Annotated in this window: 9 protein-coding genes and 3 pseudogenes; 7 read left to right on the top strand and 5 right to left on the bottom strand. The window is 60.8% G+C overall.

What is annotated here, in order from left to right; genetic code table 11:
- The 3 genes and pseudogenes from RHM58_RS16925 to recQ form a co-directional block, all read right to left on the bottom strand.
- The gene (locus tag RHM58_RS16925) at positions 1 to 1788 is read right to left on the bottom strand and encodes a FimV/HubP family polar landmark protein (RefSeq protein ID WP_322267719.1); all 1788 of its coding nucleotides are present in this window, start codon (positions 1786 to 1788) and stop codon (positions 1 to 3) included.
- 129 nt (positions 1789 to 1917) lie between these two features.
- Positions 1918 to 2351, bottom strand: a pseudogene (locus tag RHM58_RS16920) (MarR family transcriptional regulator).
- A gap of 119 nt (positions 2352 to 2470) precedes the next feature.
- Positions 2471 to 4600, bottom strand: a pseudogene (gene recQ / locus RHM58_RS16915) (DNA helicase RecQ).
- A gap of 395 nt (positions 4601 to 4995) precedes the next feature.
- Here recQ and RHM58_RS16910 point away from each other — a divergent pair.
- From RHM58_RS16910 to lapD, 3 genes are all read left to right on the top strand, one after another.
- Positions 4996 to 5583 (top strand): YecA family protein, encoded by a 588-nt coding sequence (locus RHM58_RS16910; protein ID WP_322270800.1) that lies wholly within the window; start codon positions 4996 to 4998, stop codon positions 5581 to 5583.
- Positions 5584 to 5593: 10 nt separating this feature from the next.
- The gene (locus tag RHM58_RS16905) at positions 5594 to 5989 is read left to right on the top strand and encodes a YbaN family protein (protein WP_322270799.1); all 396 of its coding nucleotides are present in this window, start codon (positions 5594 to 5596) and stop codon (positions 5987 to 5989) included.
- A 345-nt stretch (positions 5990 to 6334) separates the two neighbouring features.
- Positions 6335 to 8275: a cyclic di-GMP receptor LapD gene (gene lapD, locus RHM58_RS16900; protein WP_201255339.1), complete on the top strand. Its 1941-nt coding sequence runs from the start codon at positions 6335 to 6337 to the stop codon at positions 8273 to 8275.
- 200 nt (positions 8276 to 8475) lie between these two features.
- On the opposite strand, the gene RHM58_RS16895 is transcribed toward lapD, so the two are convergent.
- Positions 8476 to 9069 carry a tRNA-uridine aminocarboxypropyltransferase gene (locus RHM58_RS16895; protein WP_201255340.1) on the bottom strand — a complete coding sequence of 198 codons (594 nt, stop codon included), beginning with the start codon at positions 9067 to 9069 and terminating at the stop codon, positions 8476 to 8478.
- A gap of 13 nt (positions 9070 to 9082) precedes the next feature.
- Positions 9083 to 9979, bottom strand: a complete 897-nt coding sequence (locus tag RHM58_RS16890; protein ID WP_201201626.1) for a LysR family transcriptional regulator — start codon at positions 9977 to 9979, stop codon at positions 9083 to 9085.
- Between the two features lie 389 nt (positions 9980 to 10368).
- Here RHM58_RS16890 and speB point away from each other — a divergent pair, with 389 nt between their 5' ends.
- The 4 genes and pseudogenes from speB to RHM58_RS16870 all read left to right on the top strand — a co-directional run bounded on the left by speB (position 10369) and on the right by RHM58_RS16870 (position 14936).
- Complete coding sequence (gene speB, locus RHM58_RS16885; RefSeq protein ID WP_123515356.1) at positions 10369 to 11319, top strand: agmatinase; 951 nt, start codon at positions 10369 to 10371, stop codon at positions 11317 to 11319.
- Between the two features lie 9 nt (positions 11320 to 11328).
- Positions 11329 to 11751 (top strand): YybH family protein, encoded by a 423-nt coding sequence (locus RHM58_RS16880; RefSeq protein ID WP_322270798.1) that lies wholly within the window; start codon positions 11329 to 11331, stop codon positions 11749 to 11751.
- A 54-nt stretch (positions 11752 to 11805) separates the two neighbouring features.
- Positions 11806 to 13328: pseudogene (locus RHM58_RS16875) on the top strand (purine-cytosine permease family protein).
- A gap of 228 nt (positions 13329 to 13556) precedes the next feature.
- Positions 13557 to 14936: a sodium:solute symporter gene (locus RHM58_RS16870; protein ID WP_322270797.1), complete on the top strand. Its 1380-nt coding sequence runs from the start codon at positions 13557 to 13559 to the stop codon at positions 14934 to 14936.
- Position 14937: the final 1 nt, after the last annotated feature.

Genomic DNA, 14937 nt, shown 5'->3' with positions numbered 1-14937 from the left:
TCAGCGGATACCGGCCAACAAACTGCGGGCCGTCTGTTTGAGTGGCTCGTCGCCGTCCTTGAGCAACTGATTGAGCAACTCGATGGCGCTGTCCAGATCGCCGTCATCGATGCAGGTCTGGGCTTGTTCAAGTTTGCCGGCGTTGTCCGTCAGGGGATGCGCCAGTGGTTCAAGTTCCAGCGCCTGCCCAGGCTCGTTGAACGCGTCAAGAAAGTCGTCATCCAGCGATTGGGAACCGGTTTCGGCGTCCCATTCCTGTTCGGATTCAGGCTCGCCCAGTGCCGGCTCGTCGGGCATTTCGAAGACATGGGGCATCACGTGCAAATTTGAAGTGAACGCAGGCTCGTCCGGCACTGGCGGCTGACTCGACGGTTTAGCCGCCGACGATGGCGAGTCTTCGAAAGGACTCACCAGATCCCAATTGGAATCCATCGACAGGTCGTCCAGGTTCAACTGGAACTCATCGCCGGTTGGCGTTTCGGGGATCACTGTGGCAACAGGAGTGATGGCCGCGACCGGTACGACCTGAGCGACACTCGCCAGTTTCGGATAGCGAACGCGTATATCCACCAACTGCTGCGGGTCAAACCCGGACTCTCGCAGGCTGCTTTCCTGCGCGTCATAAGCCGCCGTATCCCCCTGCTTGCCCAGCACCTCCAACAGTTGCAACGCCAGGTCGGTGCGCGTCGGTTCCTTGGCCAACGCCTCCCGCAACAGGCCGGCCGCTTCCGAGAACCGACCGTAAGCCAGGTAAATGCCTACGCCTTCCAGCACATCGCCAGCGGGTGTTTCTTCGCGGTGAGCAGGGGCTGGCGTAACCCGGACAGGTTGTGGCCGAGCCTCTTGATCGAGCACAGGGTCTTCACGCGACGGCGTCATCGCCAACGGCTCGGTCAACGCTTGCTGGCGCTGACGACGAACAAACAGCCCCAGTATTACAAGCAGCGCCAACGCCAGTAACCCGGCAATCAGTAGCCAATGGCTCGTCTCAGGTTCTTCAACCACAACGGGCGCCGGAGCCACGGCAACCGGCGCAGCGGCAGGCGTCGGTGAAATCTCGGACATTCGGGTCTGCAAGTCGCTGATCTGCTTTTTCCCATCGGCGATTTGCTCGTCCTGGGTCTTGAGCCTGGTATTCAACTCATCGATGTTTTTTTGCAACTGCTGGTTTTGCAGCACGCTGGCGGCCAGTTGCTCGGCAACCTCGTCGTTCACCGGCGCAGTGGCAGGTTGATCAACACTCGCGGCAGGCACCGTCGCCGGACGTTTGCCTTGGGAGGCTACCGGTGGCGCAGTGCTCGGTTCGACGGTAGGGAATCCGGATGCCGGCGCCGTGATTGCGGGTTCGTCGGTCGCCGGCACAATCCCCGGTGAGCCCGGCGGATCGATCAGTACGGTGTACTCGCGCAGCAAGCGCCCGTTGGGCTGATTAAGCTGCACCACGAAATTCAGAAAGGGTTCATTGACCGGTTTGCTGGAGGTCACCCGGATCAGCGCGCGGTTGCCCCGCAGGATCGGTGCGAATTTCAGATTATTGAGGAAGAACAGCCGCTCGACGCCGGCACGGCTGAACTCGTCGGCCGTCGCCAAGCTGACCGACAGATCGCCCTCCGTCAGACCGCCGGCATCCACCAGCGCAATATCGGCGCTGAACGGCTGGTTCAACGCCGAATGCAGGGTTATATCACCCAACCCCAGAGCCGGAGCCAATGCCGAGTAGGTGACCGCACCACCGACCAGTAGCAGCCGAGTGCAATACCGCAAAACCACGTGCCAACTCTCGAGCATGAGCATCCCTTAGATTAAGCAGAACCAACCTGTATGCGTTCGCACATCCGGTACGAACACGATATTGCCTAGTAGTTCTTTATAGTCTGCCCAACGGGGTATCTCAAAAACACGGCGTAAGGTTTTGCCTCAAGACTTTTCGAGGTTGGCCAGGATGTGACCGTGAACCCGCATGCAAACCTTCAAATCCGCTTCATCAACGCCTTCGAACAGCTCGTGGCGCAGTTGCGTGGCAATGGTTTCAATTTGTTCGATCAACGGCCGGGCCGGAGCACACAGGACGATTTTTTTGCCCGGCGGTCTTCCAGCACCGACTGGCGCTGCACCAAACCCTGGGATTCAAGGCTGTCGAGCAGTCGGGCCAGGGTCGGTCCTTCAACGCCGACGCTTTGTGCCAGTTCCCGCTGGGTCGGTGCGTCCTCGAAGCGAGCCAGGTGCAACAGCACCAGCCAGCGCGCCTGAGACAAACCCAGCCCAGCCAGACGGCGGTCCAGTTCGGCACGCCAGCCACGGGACATTTGGGCCAGTTGCATGCCAAAGCGGTGTTGATCGGTTAACGGCATAAAAAACTCATGGTTAGACTGAAATAGAGAAAAACTAATTATTAGTCAGCTAAGCATGACCTTTCACTATAGGCAAGGCTTGCTCTGTACTGAATCGTTACATCTATGAGTTCGGTCAGTTAAATCTCGAATTCAGATTGCAACGCCGCCCGCACACAGTACAAAACCCCTTCCGGCACCCGACCGGCGAACAATGCGGCGATCTCCGCAACCGGAGGTAACTCGCCTTCGCCATCGAGGAACGCGTCCTGGATTTCGCCCATCAGCTCTTCTGGCAGGTCCAGCGCCTGCTCCAGCGACAACTGCTGCTTGCCGATCGCCTCGGCGAGCATGGTGTAGACGTTCTTTTCCGAGCATTGCAGTTGACCGGCGATCTGCAGCGGCGTCATGCCGGCCCGGGCCAGGGTGATCAGTTCGTGGCGCACGTCGGCCACCACTTTCGGCGCCTCGACCTGGCCGCCAAGCACTTCGAGGAAGGCCTCGCCGTAACGCTCGAGCTTGCGCGCACCGACGCCGCTGACCGTGGCCATTTCCGCCAGCGAGGTCGGCTGGCTGCGGAGCATTTCCAGCAAGGTCGAGTCGGGGAAGATGACGTAAGGCGGCACACCGTGTTCTTCGGCGAGCTTGCGGCGCAGGGCACGCAGCGCTTCCCACTGTTCGCGTTCTTCGCCACGGACCAGTTGGCTCGCCGGGCTCTTGCTGCTTTTGGCGGTGGTTTGCGGCTTGAGATCGCGGCGCAGTTCCAGGGTCACTTCACCCTTGAGCAGCGGCCGGCACGTGTCGCTCAGGCGCAGGCCACCGTAGCCTTCAAGGTCGATGTCCGCCAGACCACGGGCAACCAGCTGTCGGAACAGGGAGCGCCATTCACTCTCCCCCAACGCCTTGCCGACGCCATACACCGACAAATGCTGATGGCCAAAGCTGCGGACTTTTTCGTTGTCCTTGCCCAGCAGCACATCCACCAGATGCCCGACGCCGTAGCGCTGGCCGGTACGGAAGATCGCCGAGAGCGCCTGACGGGCCGGCTCGGTGGCGTCCCAGGTCTGCACGCCATCGACGCAGTTGTCGCAATGGCCACACGGCTCAGGCATGTCTTCGTCGAAATAGGCCAGCAGCGTCTGGCGCCGGCAGCGGGTTTCTTCGCACAGCGAGAGCATCGCGTCGAGTTTGTGCTGCTCCAGGCGCTTGTGGCGCTCGTCACCTTCGGAGTTTTGCAGCATCTGCTTGAGCATCACCACGTCTTGCAGGCCGTAGGCCATCCAGGCGTCCGCCGGCAGGCCATCACGGCCGCCGCGACCGGTTTCCTGGTAATACGCTTCCAGGGATTTCGGCAAATCGAGGTGAGCGACAAAGCGCACGTTGGGTTTGTCGATGCCCATGCCGAACGCGATGGTCGCGACGATGATCACGCCCTCCTCGCGGAGGAACCGGGACTGGTTGACGGGACGCGCACCGCCTGGTCGAGGCCGGCGTGGTACGGCAGCGCCGGGAAGCCTTGTTCGCTGAGGAACACTGCCACTTCGTCGACTTTCTTGCGCGACAGGCAATAAACGATGCCGGCATCGCTGCGCCGCTCGGCGAGGAACGCCAACAACTGCTTGCGCGGCTGTTCCTTGGGGACGATGCGATAAAAAATGTTCGGACGGTCGAAACTCGACAGGAAGCGCTCGGCATCCTGCAAATGCAGGCGATCGACGATTTCTTCCCGGGTGCGCTTATCGGCGGTAGCGGTCAGGGCAATACGCGGGACGTTGGGGAACAGCTCCGCCAACTGGCCCAGTTGCAGGTAGTCCGCGACGGAAGTCGTGGCCCCAGTCGGACACACAGTGCGCTTCGTCGATGGCGAACAGGGCAATTTCAAGGCTTTGCAGGAAGGCCAGCATGCGCGGCTGCACCAGACGCTCGGGCGCGAGATACAACATTTTCACTTCGCCGCGTTTGATCCGCGCGGCCAGATCGCGCTGTTGCTCGGCGCTCAGGGTCGAGTTCAACGCAGCGGCCGCTACGCCCAGCTCTTCAAGGGTCGCGACCTGGTCATCCATCAAGGCGATCAGCGGCGACACCACCACCGCCAGGCCTTCGCGCAGCAGCGCCGGGACCTGGAAGCACAGGGATTTGCCGCCACCGGTAGGCATCAGCACCAGGGCGTCGCCGCCATTGGCCACGCGCTCAATGATTGCACCCTGGCGGCCACGGAAACTGTCGTAGCCGAAGATGTCCTTGAGGACGCGTTGAGCCTGTTCGAGCATAAAAACTCCAAAAATCACCGAAACATCCCTGCAAGGCTGGTTCAGAACCACGCAGGCTGCACTGACAAATCGTAAGTGCGCGTTGCATGACGCTTCACATCTCAGCCGCGACGCCAGCAGGGCATCACAAAACGCGGGAGTATACCCGAGCCCTCCCCGGCAAAGGGTGCCGCTGATAAGACACACAGGGGCAAATGCAGATCCCCTGTAGGAGCTGCCGAAGGCTGCGATCTTTTGATTTTGCTTTTAAAGACAAGATCAAAAGATCGCAGCCTTCGGCAGCTCCAACAGGGAATGGTGGCGTACATGGGCTGCAAATATGCCGCGCGGCTGGCCTGAGTGCTCAAGAAGGCCTAGAATTCCCGCATCTGTTTAATTCCCCAAGGTAGCTTTTAATGTCCTTCGCTGAGCAACTAACCCGCCTGCAAGTCTTCCTCGACGCTGATGAACTGCATGACGAGGCGCTGGACTACGTGGCCGCCCACGGCTACCTCACTGCGCTGTCGATCTGTTCCGAAAGCGTTCCCGACCGTGAATGGATCGACGCACTCTTCGCTGAAGAGCCGCACTACGCCGACGACGCCGAGCGTGAAGCGATCGAATCCACCCTACTGGCCCTCAAGGCTCACATCGCTCGCCAACTGGCGTCCGACGAAGAGTTCGAGCTGCCGTGCGACCTGGACCTGGGTGAAGAGCCGGATGATTCCGACCTGCGCGGCTGGTGCATCGGTTTCATGGAAGGCGTGTTCCTGCGCGAAGCCGCCTGGTTCGAAACCGCCGAAGACGAAGTCAGCGAAATGCTGCTGCCGATCATGGTCGGTTCCGGTCTGTTCGACGAACAGCCTGAGTTCGAAGACATCGCCAAGGACGCCAACCTGATGGACGATATGATCGTGCAGATCCCGGAAGCCCTGACCGCGCTCTACTTGCTGTGCCAGGCACCCGACGAAAAACCGGCGATCCTCAAGCCACGTCACCACTAAGGTTTTGCCTATGGACCACCCCATAGGCAACCGCTCCCTGGTGTTGCGCTACGTGCTGCTGGCCATCGGCTGGCTGAGCGTAGCGTTGGGGGTGATCGGGATTTTCCTGCCGGTATTGCCCACCACGCCTTTCCTGCTGCTGGCGGCCGCCTGTTTCGCCCGCAGTTCGCCGCGTTTCTACCAATGGCTGGTCGAGCATCCGCGCCTTGGGCCGTGGATTCGCGACTACCTGGACGGCAACGGCATCCCGCTCAAGGGCAAGGCCTACGCCATCGGCTTGATGTGGGCGAGTATTCTGTTCTCCTGCTACCTGGTGCCGCTGCCTTGGGCGCGGGGGTTTATGTTGACCAGTGCGGTACTGGTGACGGTTTACATCCTCAAGCAGAAAACCCTGCAGAAGCCTTGATCTCGCCTCTATGGTGAAAGAGCTTTTGTGGCGAGGGAGCTTGCTCCCGCTGGGTTGCGAAGCGACCCCAAACCCTTCAACCCAATTCCCCCTGACACATCGAGCTGGCTGGTTTTACGACTGCTGTGCAGCCGAGCGGGAGCAAGCTCCCTCGCCACAAAAACAGTTCTGCAATGCCCCACTCGTCCGACGACCTACCCTCCTTCACCAAAAACACCGCCTAGACTTCTGTTATCTGCGCCCGCAGCCAGACATGTCTTGCAGTCGGCGTCGTCCAGGATGGCCAATGCTCCGACGACGGTTAGCAGTAGGCGACGGCTAGCCGCCTCAGCAAGGAGCGTGTTTATGTCACTGCGCAAACAACTGTTTCTCGCCATTTGCCTGTTTCTGCTGGTGGCGTTCAGCGGCAGTTTTTTTGTCGGCCTGGAGAACTCCCGCGAGCAGATGCTCGGCCAGTTGCGCTCCCACGCCCAGGATGCCGCTACCGCGTTGGGGTTGTCGCTGACGACGCAGATAGACGACCCGGCGACGATGGAACTGATGGTCAGCTCGATTTTCGACAGTGGCTATTTCAGTAGCATCCGGGTGGTCAACATCATCGATGAACAAGTTCTGGTAGAACGTGACGCACCGGCGAAAATCAACGGTGTGCCCGACTGGTTTGTCAGTCTGGTAAACCTGCACCCGCAAGGGGGCGACGCATTGATCATGCGCGGCTGGGAGCAAGCGGCTCGGGTCGAAGTGTTGAGCAATCCGCAGTTCGCCCTGGCCAAATTGTGGGACAGCACACTCGGCAGCCTGGTCTGGTTGCTGCTGTGCGGGCTGCTTAGCGCGATGTTCGGCGGCTGGCTGCTGCGCCGGCAATTGCGCCCGCTGGACAAGATGGTCAAGCAGGCCGAAGCCATCAGTAAACGGGAGTTTCTCAGCCTGCCGAAACTGCCACGCACGCCTGAATTGAAACGAGTGGTGCTGGCCATGAACCAGATGGTCGAGAAGCTCAAGGCACTGTTCGCCGAAGAGGCTGCGCGCAGTGAAAAGCTGCGGGCTGACTCCTACCAGGACAGCCTGACGGGGCTGGCGAACCGGCGCTTGCTGGATGAGCAATTAGCCGACCATTTGCTGATCAGCGAACAGAGCAGCGACGGCCACTTGCTGATGGTGCGGATCAACGATCTGGCGGGGCTCAACCAGCGCCTGGGCGGCCAGCGCACCGACGCGTTGATTGGCGCCGTCGGCGAACTCCTGAAACGCCTGACGCAACTCCCGGAGCGGCGCACCTGGCTGGCGGCGCGCAATCGCGGTGGCGAGTTCAGTCTGCTGACCCCAGGCCTGGACGACAAAGACGCCGCACGCCTGTGCGCCGAGATCAGCGCGACCCTGGAAAACCTGCGCCTGACCGGCGCCAGCGACAGCATGCCGGTGGCGCACCTGGGCATCGTCGCCTACCAACCGGGCGAACCGGCCGGCGACGTCCTGCTGCGCCTTGATCAGGCCTTGACCCAGGCTCAGCAGCACCCCGAGCGGCCGTGGGCTCATCTGGATCATTCCACCACCGAGCCGAACCAGTCCCAGCACGACTGGCGTACCTGGATCGACGACGCCCTGACCCACGGCAAATTGCAGCTGTATTTCCAACCGGTGGTGCAATGCGCCGACACCAGCCAAGTGCTGCACCACAAGGTACTCGCACGCCTGCTCGACCCCGAAGGCAAGGCGATTGCCGCCGGGCACTTCCTGCCGTGGATCGAACGCCTCGGCTGGTCGGCACGATTCGACCTGGCCATGCTTGAGGCCACCCTCGACTACCTCGCTGTCAACCGCTGGCCCCTGGCGTTGAGCCTGTCCGGCAGCAGCCTGCGTAATCCAGAGTCGTTGCAACTGCTCCTGCAATCGCTCGACTCCCTGCCGGAACTGGCGCCGCTGCTGACCCTGGAAATCGACGAACGCCAACTGCCGCCCCCGGACGAGTTGCAGCGCCTGAGCCATAGCTTGCTCAACACCGGTTACCGCATCGGGTTGCAGCATTTTGGCGGGCGTTTTAGCCAGATCGGCAATTTGACTCAACTCGGGCTCGCGTACCTGAAGATTGATGGGAGCTATATTCGCGGGATTGATGAGCAGAATGATAAGCGGCTGTTCATCGAGGCGATTTTCCGGGCGACTAACAGCATTGATTTGCCGTTGATTGCGGAGATGGTCGAGACGCGGGGGGAGTTGGAGGTGATCAGGGAGCTTGGGTTGTTTGGGGTGATGGGGCGGTTGATTGGGCCGCCGGAGCCTATGTGAGTATCCGTCAGTTGCACCGCGTCATCGTTCTTCGCGAGCAGGCTCGCTCCCACAGGGAATGATGTCGGACACCTGCTCAAACCGGCGCTCAAGGCCCGGACTGAGGCGATGCGGGAAAGAAAAGATCAAAAGATCGCAGCCTTCGGCAGCTTCTACAGAGATCGGCGTAGGAGCTGCCGAAGGCTGCGATCTTTTCGCTGTTAACCACCGTGATTTTTTTGGTAAGTCTCCTCCCCCATCGCCGCAATCTGCCCCTCGATCAACGCCTCAAACGGTTTTAACAACGGCTCAAACGTCATCGGCGCCTCGAGTGTCTGCAACGCCTGCACAATCGCCTCCACCGTCGACAACGCCCCCGGCCCCGGCGCCTTGCGCAACCGATAGCGCGACACACCTCCATCCAGCAACGTCACTCGGGGCAACGCCGCCAGCAACGGATTAAGGTGCAGCATCTTGCGCGCCTTGCGCCAGGTGCCGTCCGGAACCACCAGCAGCAGCGGTTCATCGGATGCAGCGTAAGCCTGCAATGGCCGCGCCTCTTCGGCAGGAAACAACAACCGCGCCTGATAGCCCGGCCGGTTCAACAGCGCCGGCAAATCCTCGAACACTTCACCCACGATCAACTCGGCATTCTGCAATCCCAACGCCGCTAGTCGTGCGGTGTTCAGCGCATGGTTCACTTCGCTGGGATGCTGCAACAGCAACACCCGGGTGCGGCTGTCGAGGCTCGGGATCAGCGGACACAGGCAATGGGTTTGTGGGCGCAGGCAGCGCGGGCATTGGATTCTGGACATGCTTGCTTTTCCTTTAAGCAGCCGGGTTGAGCTGTGCTTTGAGCAAGTCGCGGAAGGTCTGGATCAGCGGTTCGCGGCTTCGGCCACGGCGCACGATCATCGAAAACGGTGCCTGATAGCCGAACGTCGCCGGCAGCAACACCCGCAGATCGCCCTTGTCGGCCCAAGCCTGGGCGTAGTGCTCCGGCAGGTAGCCGATGTAGGCGCCGGACAACACCAGAATCAATTGGGCTTCCATACTTTCCACGGTGGCGGCGCTGTGTTTGAAGCCGTGACGCGCCAGTTCCGCCTGGCTCCAGTAACCGCGCCCGACCATGCGTTGCTGGGTGATGACTTGTTCGGGAATCCGCCGTTCGGTGAACAGCGGATGCCGACTGCTGCAATACAGCCAGTGCTGTTCGCGGTACAGCGGCATATAGACCAGCCCGCTCATGCGCGTGGAGAACGCGCCGATGGCCAGATCGAGGCGGTTGTCCTGCACGCCGAGTTGCAGTTCGTAAGGGCTCATCACCGACAAGTGCAAATGCACGGCCGGGTGTTCCTGGGTGTAGGCGCCGATGGCTTCGGCGAAAGGCAACGCCTTGTCGCTGACAGTGGAATCGATGACGCCGAGGTTCAGCGTGCCGCGCAGTTCGCCCTTTAGCGCTGCCGCGTATTGTTCGAAGCCTTCGAGCTCGCCCAACAGACGCAGGGTTTCCTGGTGGAACAACTCGCCCTTGCTGGTCAGGCTGAAACCACCGCGACCACGATGGCAGAGCACCAGGCCAAGCGCGGCTTCGAGCTGGCTCATGTAAGTGCTGATCGCCGAGGTCGAGAGGTTGAGCTCTTGCTGGGCGTTGGCGAACCCCTGATGACGGACCACGCTGACGAAGATGCGTAATAGTTTCAGGTCGGGTAAAGCGTTGGCCATGATTGCTCCAGTTTCAGGAAAACACGCAGTGCTCGTCACGATGCAGATCACTGTGGCGAGGGGGCTTGCCCCCGTTGGGTCGCGAAGCGGCGCCAAAACCATTCACCTCGTTGTATCAGAGAGAATGCATGCATCAGTTGACGACTGCTGCGCAGCCGGACGGGGGCAAGCCCCCTCACCACAGGAGCTCCCTCGCCACAGGGTCCTGCGTGTGGACAGAAGTCTATCGCCGTCATCACCATTAGTTTAGAAAAATCTGAACTAAGTATTTGCCCATAGCGATTCTTCCCGCCCACTACATTTCGCAGAATCGGCGCCACAAGGTTCGCCCGTGTCTCCCCGACCGGTGCAACCAACATAAATAAAACAACGACGATGAGGCCTTACCCGTGGACAAGATTCTTCACCAACCACTGGGCGGCAATGAAATGCCGCGCTTCGGCGGCATCGCCACCATGATGCGACTTCCCCATTTGCCTACCGCTGCCGGCCTGGATGCTGCCTTCATTGGCGTGCCGCTGGACATCGGCACCTCGCTGCGCCCCGGCACCCGTTTCGGACCCCGCGAAATCCGCGCTGAATCGGTGATGATCCGCCCGTACAACATGGCCACCGGCGCTGCACCATTCGATTCCCTGTCGGTCGCTGACATCGGTGATGTGGCAATCAACACGTTCAACCTGCTGGACGCCGTGCGGATCATCGAAGAGTCCTACCACAGCATCCTCGAACACGATGTGATCCCGCTGACCCTAGGCGGCGACCACACCATCACCCTGCCAATCCTGCGTGCGATCCATAAAAAGCACGGCAAGGTCGGCCTGGTGCACATCGACGCCCACGCCGATGTGAACGATCACATGTTCGGCGAGAAAATCGCCCACGGCACCACCTTCCGTCGCGCTGTCGAAGAAGGCCTGCTGGACCCGGACCGCGTCGTGCAAATTGGTCTGCGCGCCCAGGGCTACACCTCCGAAGACTTCAACTGGAGCCGCAAACAAGGCTTCCGCGTTGTTCAAGCCGAAGAGTGCTGGCACAAATCCCTGGCACCACTGATGGCCGAAGTTCGCGAGAAAGTCGGCGGCGGTCCGGTGTACCTGAGTTTCGACATCGACGGCATCGATCCGGCTTGGGCACCTGGCACCGGCACCCCGGAAATCGGCGGTCTGACGACCATTCAGGCGATTGAAATCGTCCGTGGCTGCCAAGGCCTCGACCTGGTCGGCTGCGATCTGGTAGAAGTCTCGCCCGCTTACGACACCACCGGCAACACCTCGCTGTTGGCTGCCAACCTGCTGTACGAAATGCTCTGCGTACTGCCTGGCGTGGCCCACCGCTGAGGATTGGTCATGAACGAACGCGATCAGGTTCTGAAAGCTGCCGCCGACCTGGTGACAGCCTTTACCCGTAACGATCGCGAAGCCTACTTCGGTGCGTTCAGCACCGACGCGAGCTTCGTGTTCTACACCCTAGAACAGCCCCTGCTGTCGCGCGATGCCTATCAGGCGTTGTGGGACAACTGGCGCGCCGAGGATGGCTTCGAGGTGCTCTCGTGCACCTCGAGCAACGCCTTCGTCAGCCTGCAGGGTGACGTGGCGATTTTCATCCATGACGTAGCCACCGAGCTGCGCATGCAAGGGGAGCAACACTTCAGCCAGGAGCGCGAGACGATTGTTTTCAAGAAACAAGCGTCTGGCCAAGAACAACAAGGCCATTGGCTGGCCTGCCACGAACATTTGTCCGCAATGCCGGAAGGGCTGCCAACCCCTTAGCCAAACAGGTGACGCTCACACACGATGAGCGCGCCTTTATGATCGGAGCTGATCATGAATAAAAACAACAAAGACAAAGACCAAGGCCTTACGCAAATTGAAACCTACGGGGTCGAGCAGATCCCGGACAGCGAACGTACCGCAGGCCCGACGGATTTGTTCCGGATGATCTTCGGCGGTTCCAACACCTTTGCCACCGCCGTGCTCGGCAGTTTCCCGGTGCTGTTCGGTTTGTCTTTCCAGGCCGGTGTCTGGGCGATTGTGCTGGGCGTGTTGCTAGGTTCGCTGATCCTCGCGCCGATGGGCCTGTTCGGCCCGATCAACGGCACCAACAACGCCGTGTCCTCCGGCGCGCACTTCGGTGTGCACGGGCGGATCGTCGGTTCGTTCCTGTCGCTGTTGACCGCCATCGCCTTCTTCTCGCTCTCGGTGTGGAGTTCAGGTGATGCGCTGATCGGTGGTGCCAAACGCCTGATCGGCTTGCCGGAAACCGACCTGACCCTGGGCCTGGCCTATGGTCTGTTCGCGATTCTGGTGCTGACGGTGTGCATCTACGGCTTCCGTTTCCTGCTGTGGGTCAACAAGATCGCGGTGTGGAGCGCCAGCCTGCTGTTCCTGCTGGGCATCTTCGCCTTCGCCGGGCCTTTCGATGTGAACTTCGCCGGCACCGTCAGCATGGGTCAACCGGGCTTCTGGGCCGCGTTCATCGGTGCTGCGCTGGTGGCGATGAGCGAACCCGATCTCCTTCGGCGCGTTCCTCGGCGACTGGTCTCGCTACATCCCGCGCGATACCACCAACAAGCGCCGGATCATGGCGGCTGTGGTGATTTCGCAGATCCGCGACCCTCATCCCGTTCCTGTTCGGCCTGGCCACCGCGACCATCGTGGCGATCAAGGCACCGGACTACATCGCGGCCAACAACTACGTCGGCGGTCTGCTGGCGGTGTCGCCGAACTGGTTCTTCCTGCCGGTGTGCATGATTGCGGTGATCGGCGGCATGTCCACCGGCACAACCTCGCTGTATGGCACCGGGCTGGACATGTCCAGCGTGTTCCCTCGGCTGCTGTCGCGGGTCAAGGCGACGTTGCTGATCGGCGTGATGTCGATTGCCTTCATCTTCATCGGGCGCTTTGCGGCGAATCTGGTGCAGAGCGTGTCGACCTTCGCCGTGCTGATCATCACCTGCACCACGCCATGGATGGTGATCATGATCATCGGCCTGGTCGTGCGCCGCGGCTTCTACTGCCCGGATGACCTGCAAGTGTTCACCCGCGGCGAGAAAGGTGGCCGCTACTGGTTCACCCACGGCTGGAACTGGCGTGGCCTGGGTGCCTGGATCCCGAGTGCGTTGGTAGGTTTGTGCTTCGTGAACCTGCCGGGGCAATTTGTGGGTGTGCTGGGCAACCTGGCCGGCGGTATCGACATCAGCCTGCCGGTGACCCTGGGCCTGGCGTCGCTGGTGTACCTGGCGTTGTTGAGCCTGTTCCCGGAATCGCGGGAAGTGTTTGGCCCGGACGATGTACGCAGCAAGGGCACGGATTCGCTCGCTAAACCGGCGATGCGCCAAGCCGCCTGATAAACAAAACATGCTGATGTGGTGAATACCTGTGGCGAGGGAGCTTGCTCCCGCTCGACTGCGCAGCAGTCGCAAAACAGGCGATTGGGTTTCCCCTGAAGAAACTCGGTTGCGGAATATGGGGCTGCTTCGCAGCCCAGCGGGAGCAAGCTCCCTCGCCACAAAAGCCCGCATCACAGCAATGCTATTCAGCCTCACCATAAAAAAGACAATCGGAGACACGCCATCATGGCACTGGATTTAACCGTCGTACTCATCTATGCCGCCGCGATGCTGTTACTCGGCTACTACGGCATGCGCAAAGCCAAGACCAACGAAGACTTTTTGGTCGCCGGTCGTAACCTCGGCCCGAGCCTCTACATGGGCACCATGGCCGCCACCGTACTCGGCGGCGCGTCCACCGTTGGCACCGTACGCCTGGGCTACGTCCATGGTATCTCCGGTTTCTGGCTGTGCGCCGCACTGGGTTGCGGGATCGTCGCGCTGAACCTGTTCCTCGCCAAACCGCTGCTGAAACTGAAGATCTACACCGTTACCCAGGTGCTGGAAAAACGCTACAACCCGATGGCCCGCTCGGCGAGCGCGGTGATCATGCTGGCGTACGCGCTGATGATCGGCGTGGTCTCGATCCTGGCCATTGGCACCGTGCTGCAAGTGCTGTTCGGCCTGCCGTTCTGGATTTCGGTATTGCTCGGTGGTGGCGTGGTGGTGATCTACTCGGCCATCGGCGGCATGTGGTCGCTGACCCTGACCGACATCGTCCAGTTCGTGATCAAGACCGTGGGCCTGATGTTCATCCTGTTGCCAATCTGCCTGTACCGCGTCGGTGGTTGGGATCAGTTGGTGTTGAAACTGCCGGCGAGCGCCTTCAGCTTCACCACCATCGGCTGGGACACGATCATTACCTACTTCATGATCTACTTCTTCGGCATCCTGATCGGTCAGGACATCTGGCAACGGGTGTTCACCGTCAAGAGCGCCAAAGTGGCTCAGGTCGCCGGTACATTCGCAGGCTTCTACTGCATCCTTTATGGACTGGCCTGCGCCCTGATCGGCATGGCCGCTCACGTACTGATTCCGGACCTGGACAACGTCAACAACGCCTTCGCCGCCATCGTTAAGCTGTCCCTGCCGGACGGTATCCGTGGCTTGGTAATTGCCGCGGCACTGGCTGCGATGATGTCCACCGCCAGCGCCGGCCTGCTCGCCGCTGCCACCACCCTGACCGAAGACCTGCTACCGAAACTGCGCGGCGGTAAACAGTCGAGCCTGGGCATGAACCGTCTGTTCACCCTGCTGACCGGCCTGGTGGTGCTCGGCATCGCCCTGGTGGTCAACGACGTGATCAGCGCCCTGACCCTGGCGTACAACCTGCTGGTGGGCGGCATGCTGATCCCGTTGATCGGTGCGATTTTCTGGAAGCGCGCAACCACCGCCGGCGCCATCGCCAGCATGGGCATGGGCTTCGCCACCGCGCTGGTGTTCATGTTCAAGGACGGTCTGGACGCCAACACGCCGATCTATTACAGCCTCGGCGTAGGTCTGGTGAGCTTTGTGCTGGTCAGCCTGATGTCCCGTCGCCCGGCAGTGGTGGCTAGCGCCGCCTAAG

This window comes from Pseudomonas sp. 10S4, assembly GCF_034344865.1.
Lineage (GTDB): Bacteria > Pseudomonadota > Gammaproteobacteria > Pseudomonadales > Pseudomonadaceae > Aquipseudomonas.
Note: the sequence above shows the minus strand (reverse complement) of the source record. Positions and strands in the feature narration are given on the sequence as shown.

Excerpts from the sequence above, each read along its gene's own strand:
- RHM58_RS16925 (WP_322267719.1), bottom strand. The coding sequence starts at position 1,788 with ATGCTCGAGAGTTGGCACGTGGTTTTGCGGTATTGCACTCGGCTGCTA.
- RHM58_RS16910 (WP_322270800.1), top strand. The coding sequence starts at position 4,996 with ATGTCCTTCGCTGAGCAACTAACCCGCCTGCAAGTCTTCCTCGACGCT.
- RHM58_RS16905 (WP_322270799.1), top strand. The coding sequence starts at position 5,594 with ATGGACCACCCCATAGGCAACCGCTCCCTGGTGTTGCGCTACGTGCTG.
- lapD (WP_201255339.1), top strand. The coding sequence starts at position 6,335 with ATGTCACTGCGCAAACAACTGTTTCTCGCCATTTGCCTGTTTCTGCTG.
- RHM58_RS16895 (WP_201255340.1), bottom strand. The coding sequence starts at position 9,069 with ATGTCCAGAATCCAATGCCCGCGCTGCCTGCGCCCACAAACCCATTGC.
- RHM58_RS16890 (WP_201201626.1), bottom strand. The coding sequence starts at position 9,979 with ATGGCCAACGCTTTACCCGACCTGAAACTATTACGCATCTTCGTCAGC.
- RHM58_RS16880 (WP_322270798.1), top strand. The coding sequence starts at position 11,329 with ATGAACGAACGCGATCAGGTTCTGAAAGCTGCCGCCGACCTGGTGACA.
- RHM58_RS16870 (WP_322270797.1), top strand. The coding sequence starts at position 13,557 with ATGGCACTGGATTTAACCGTCGTACTCATCTATGCCGCCGCGATGCTG.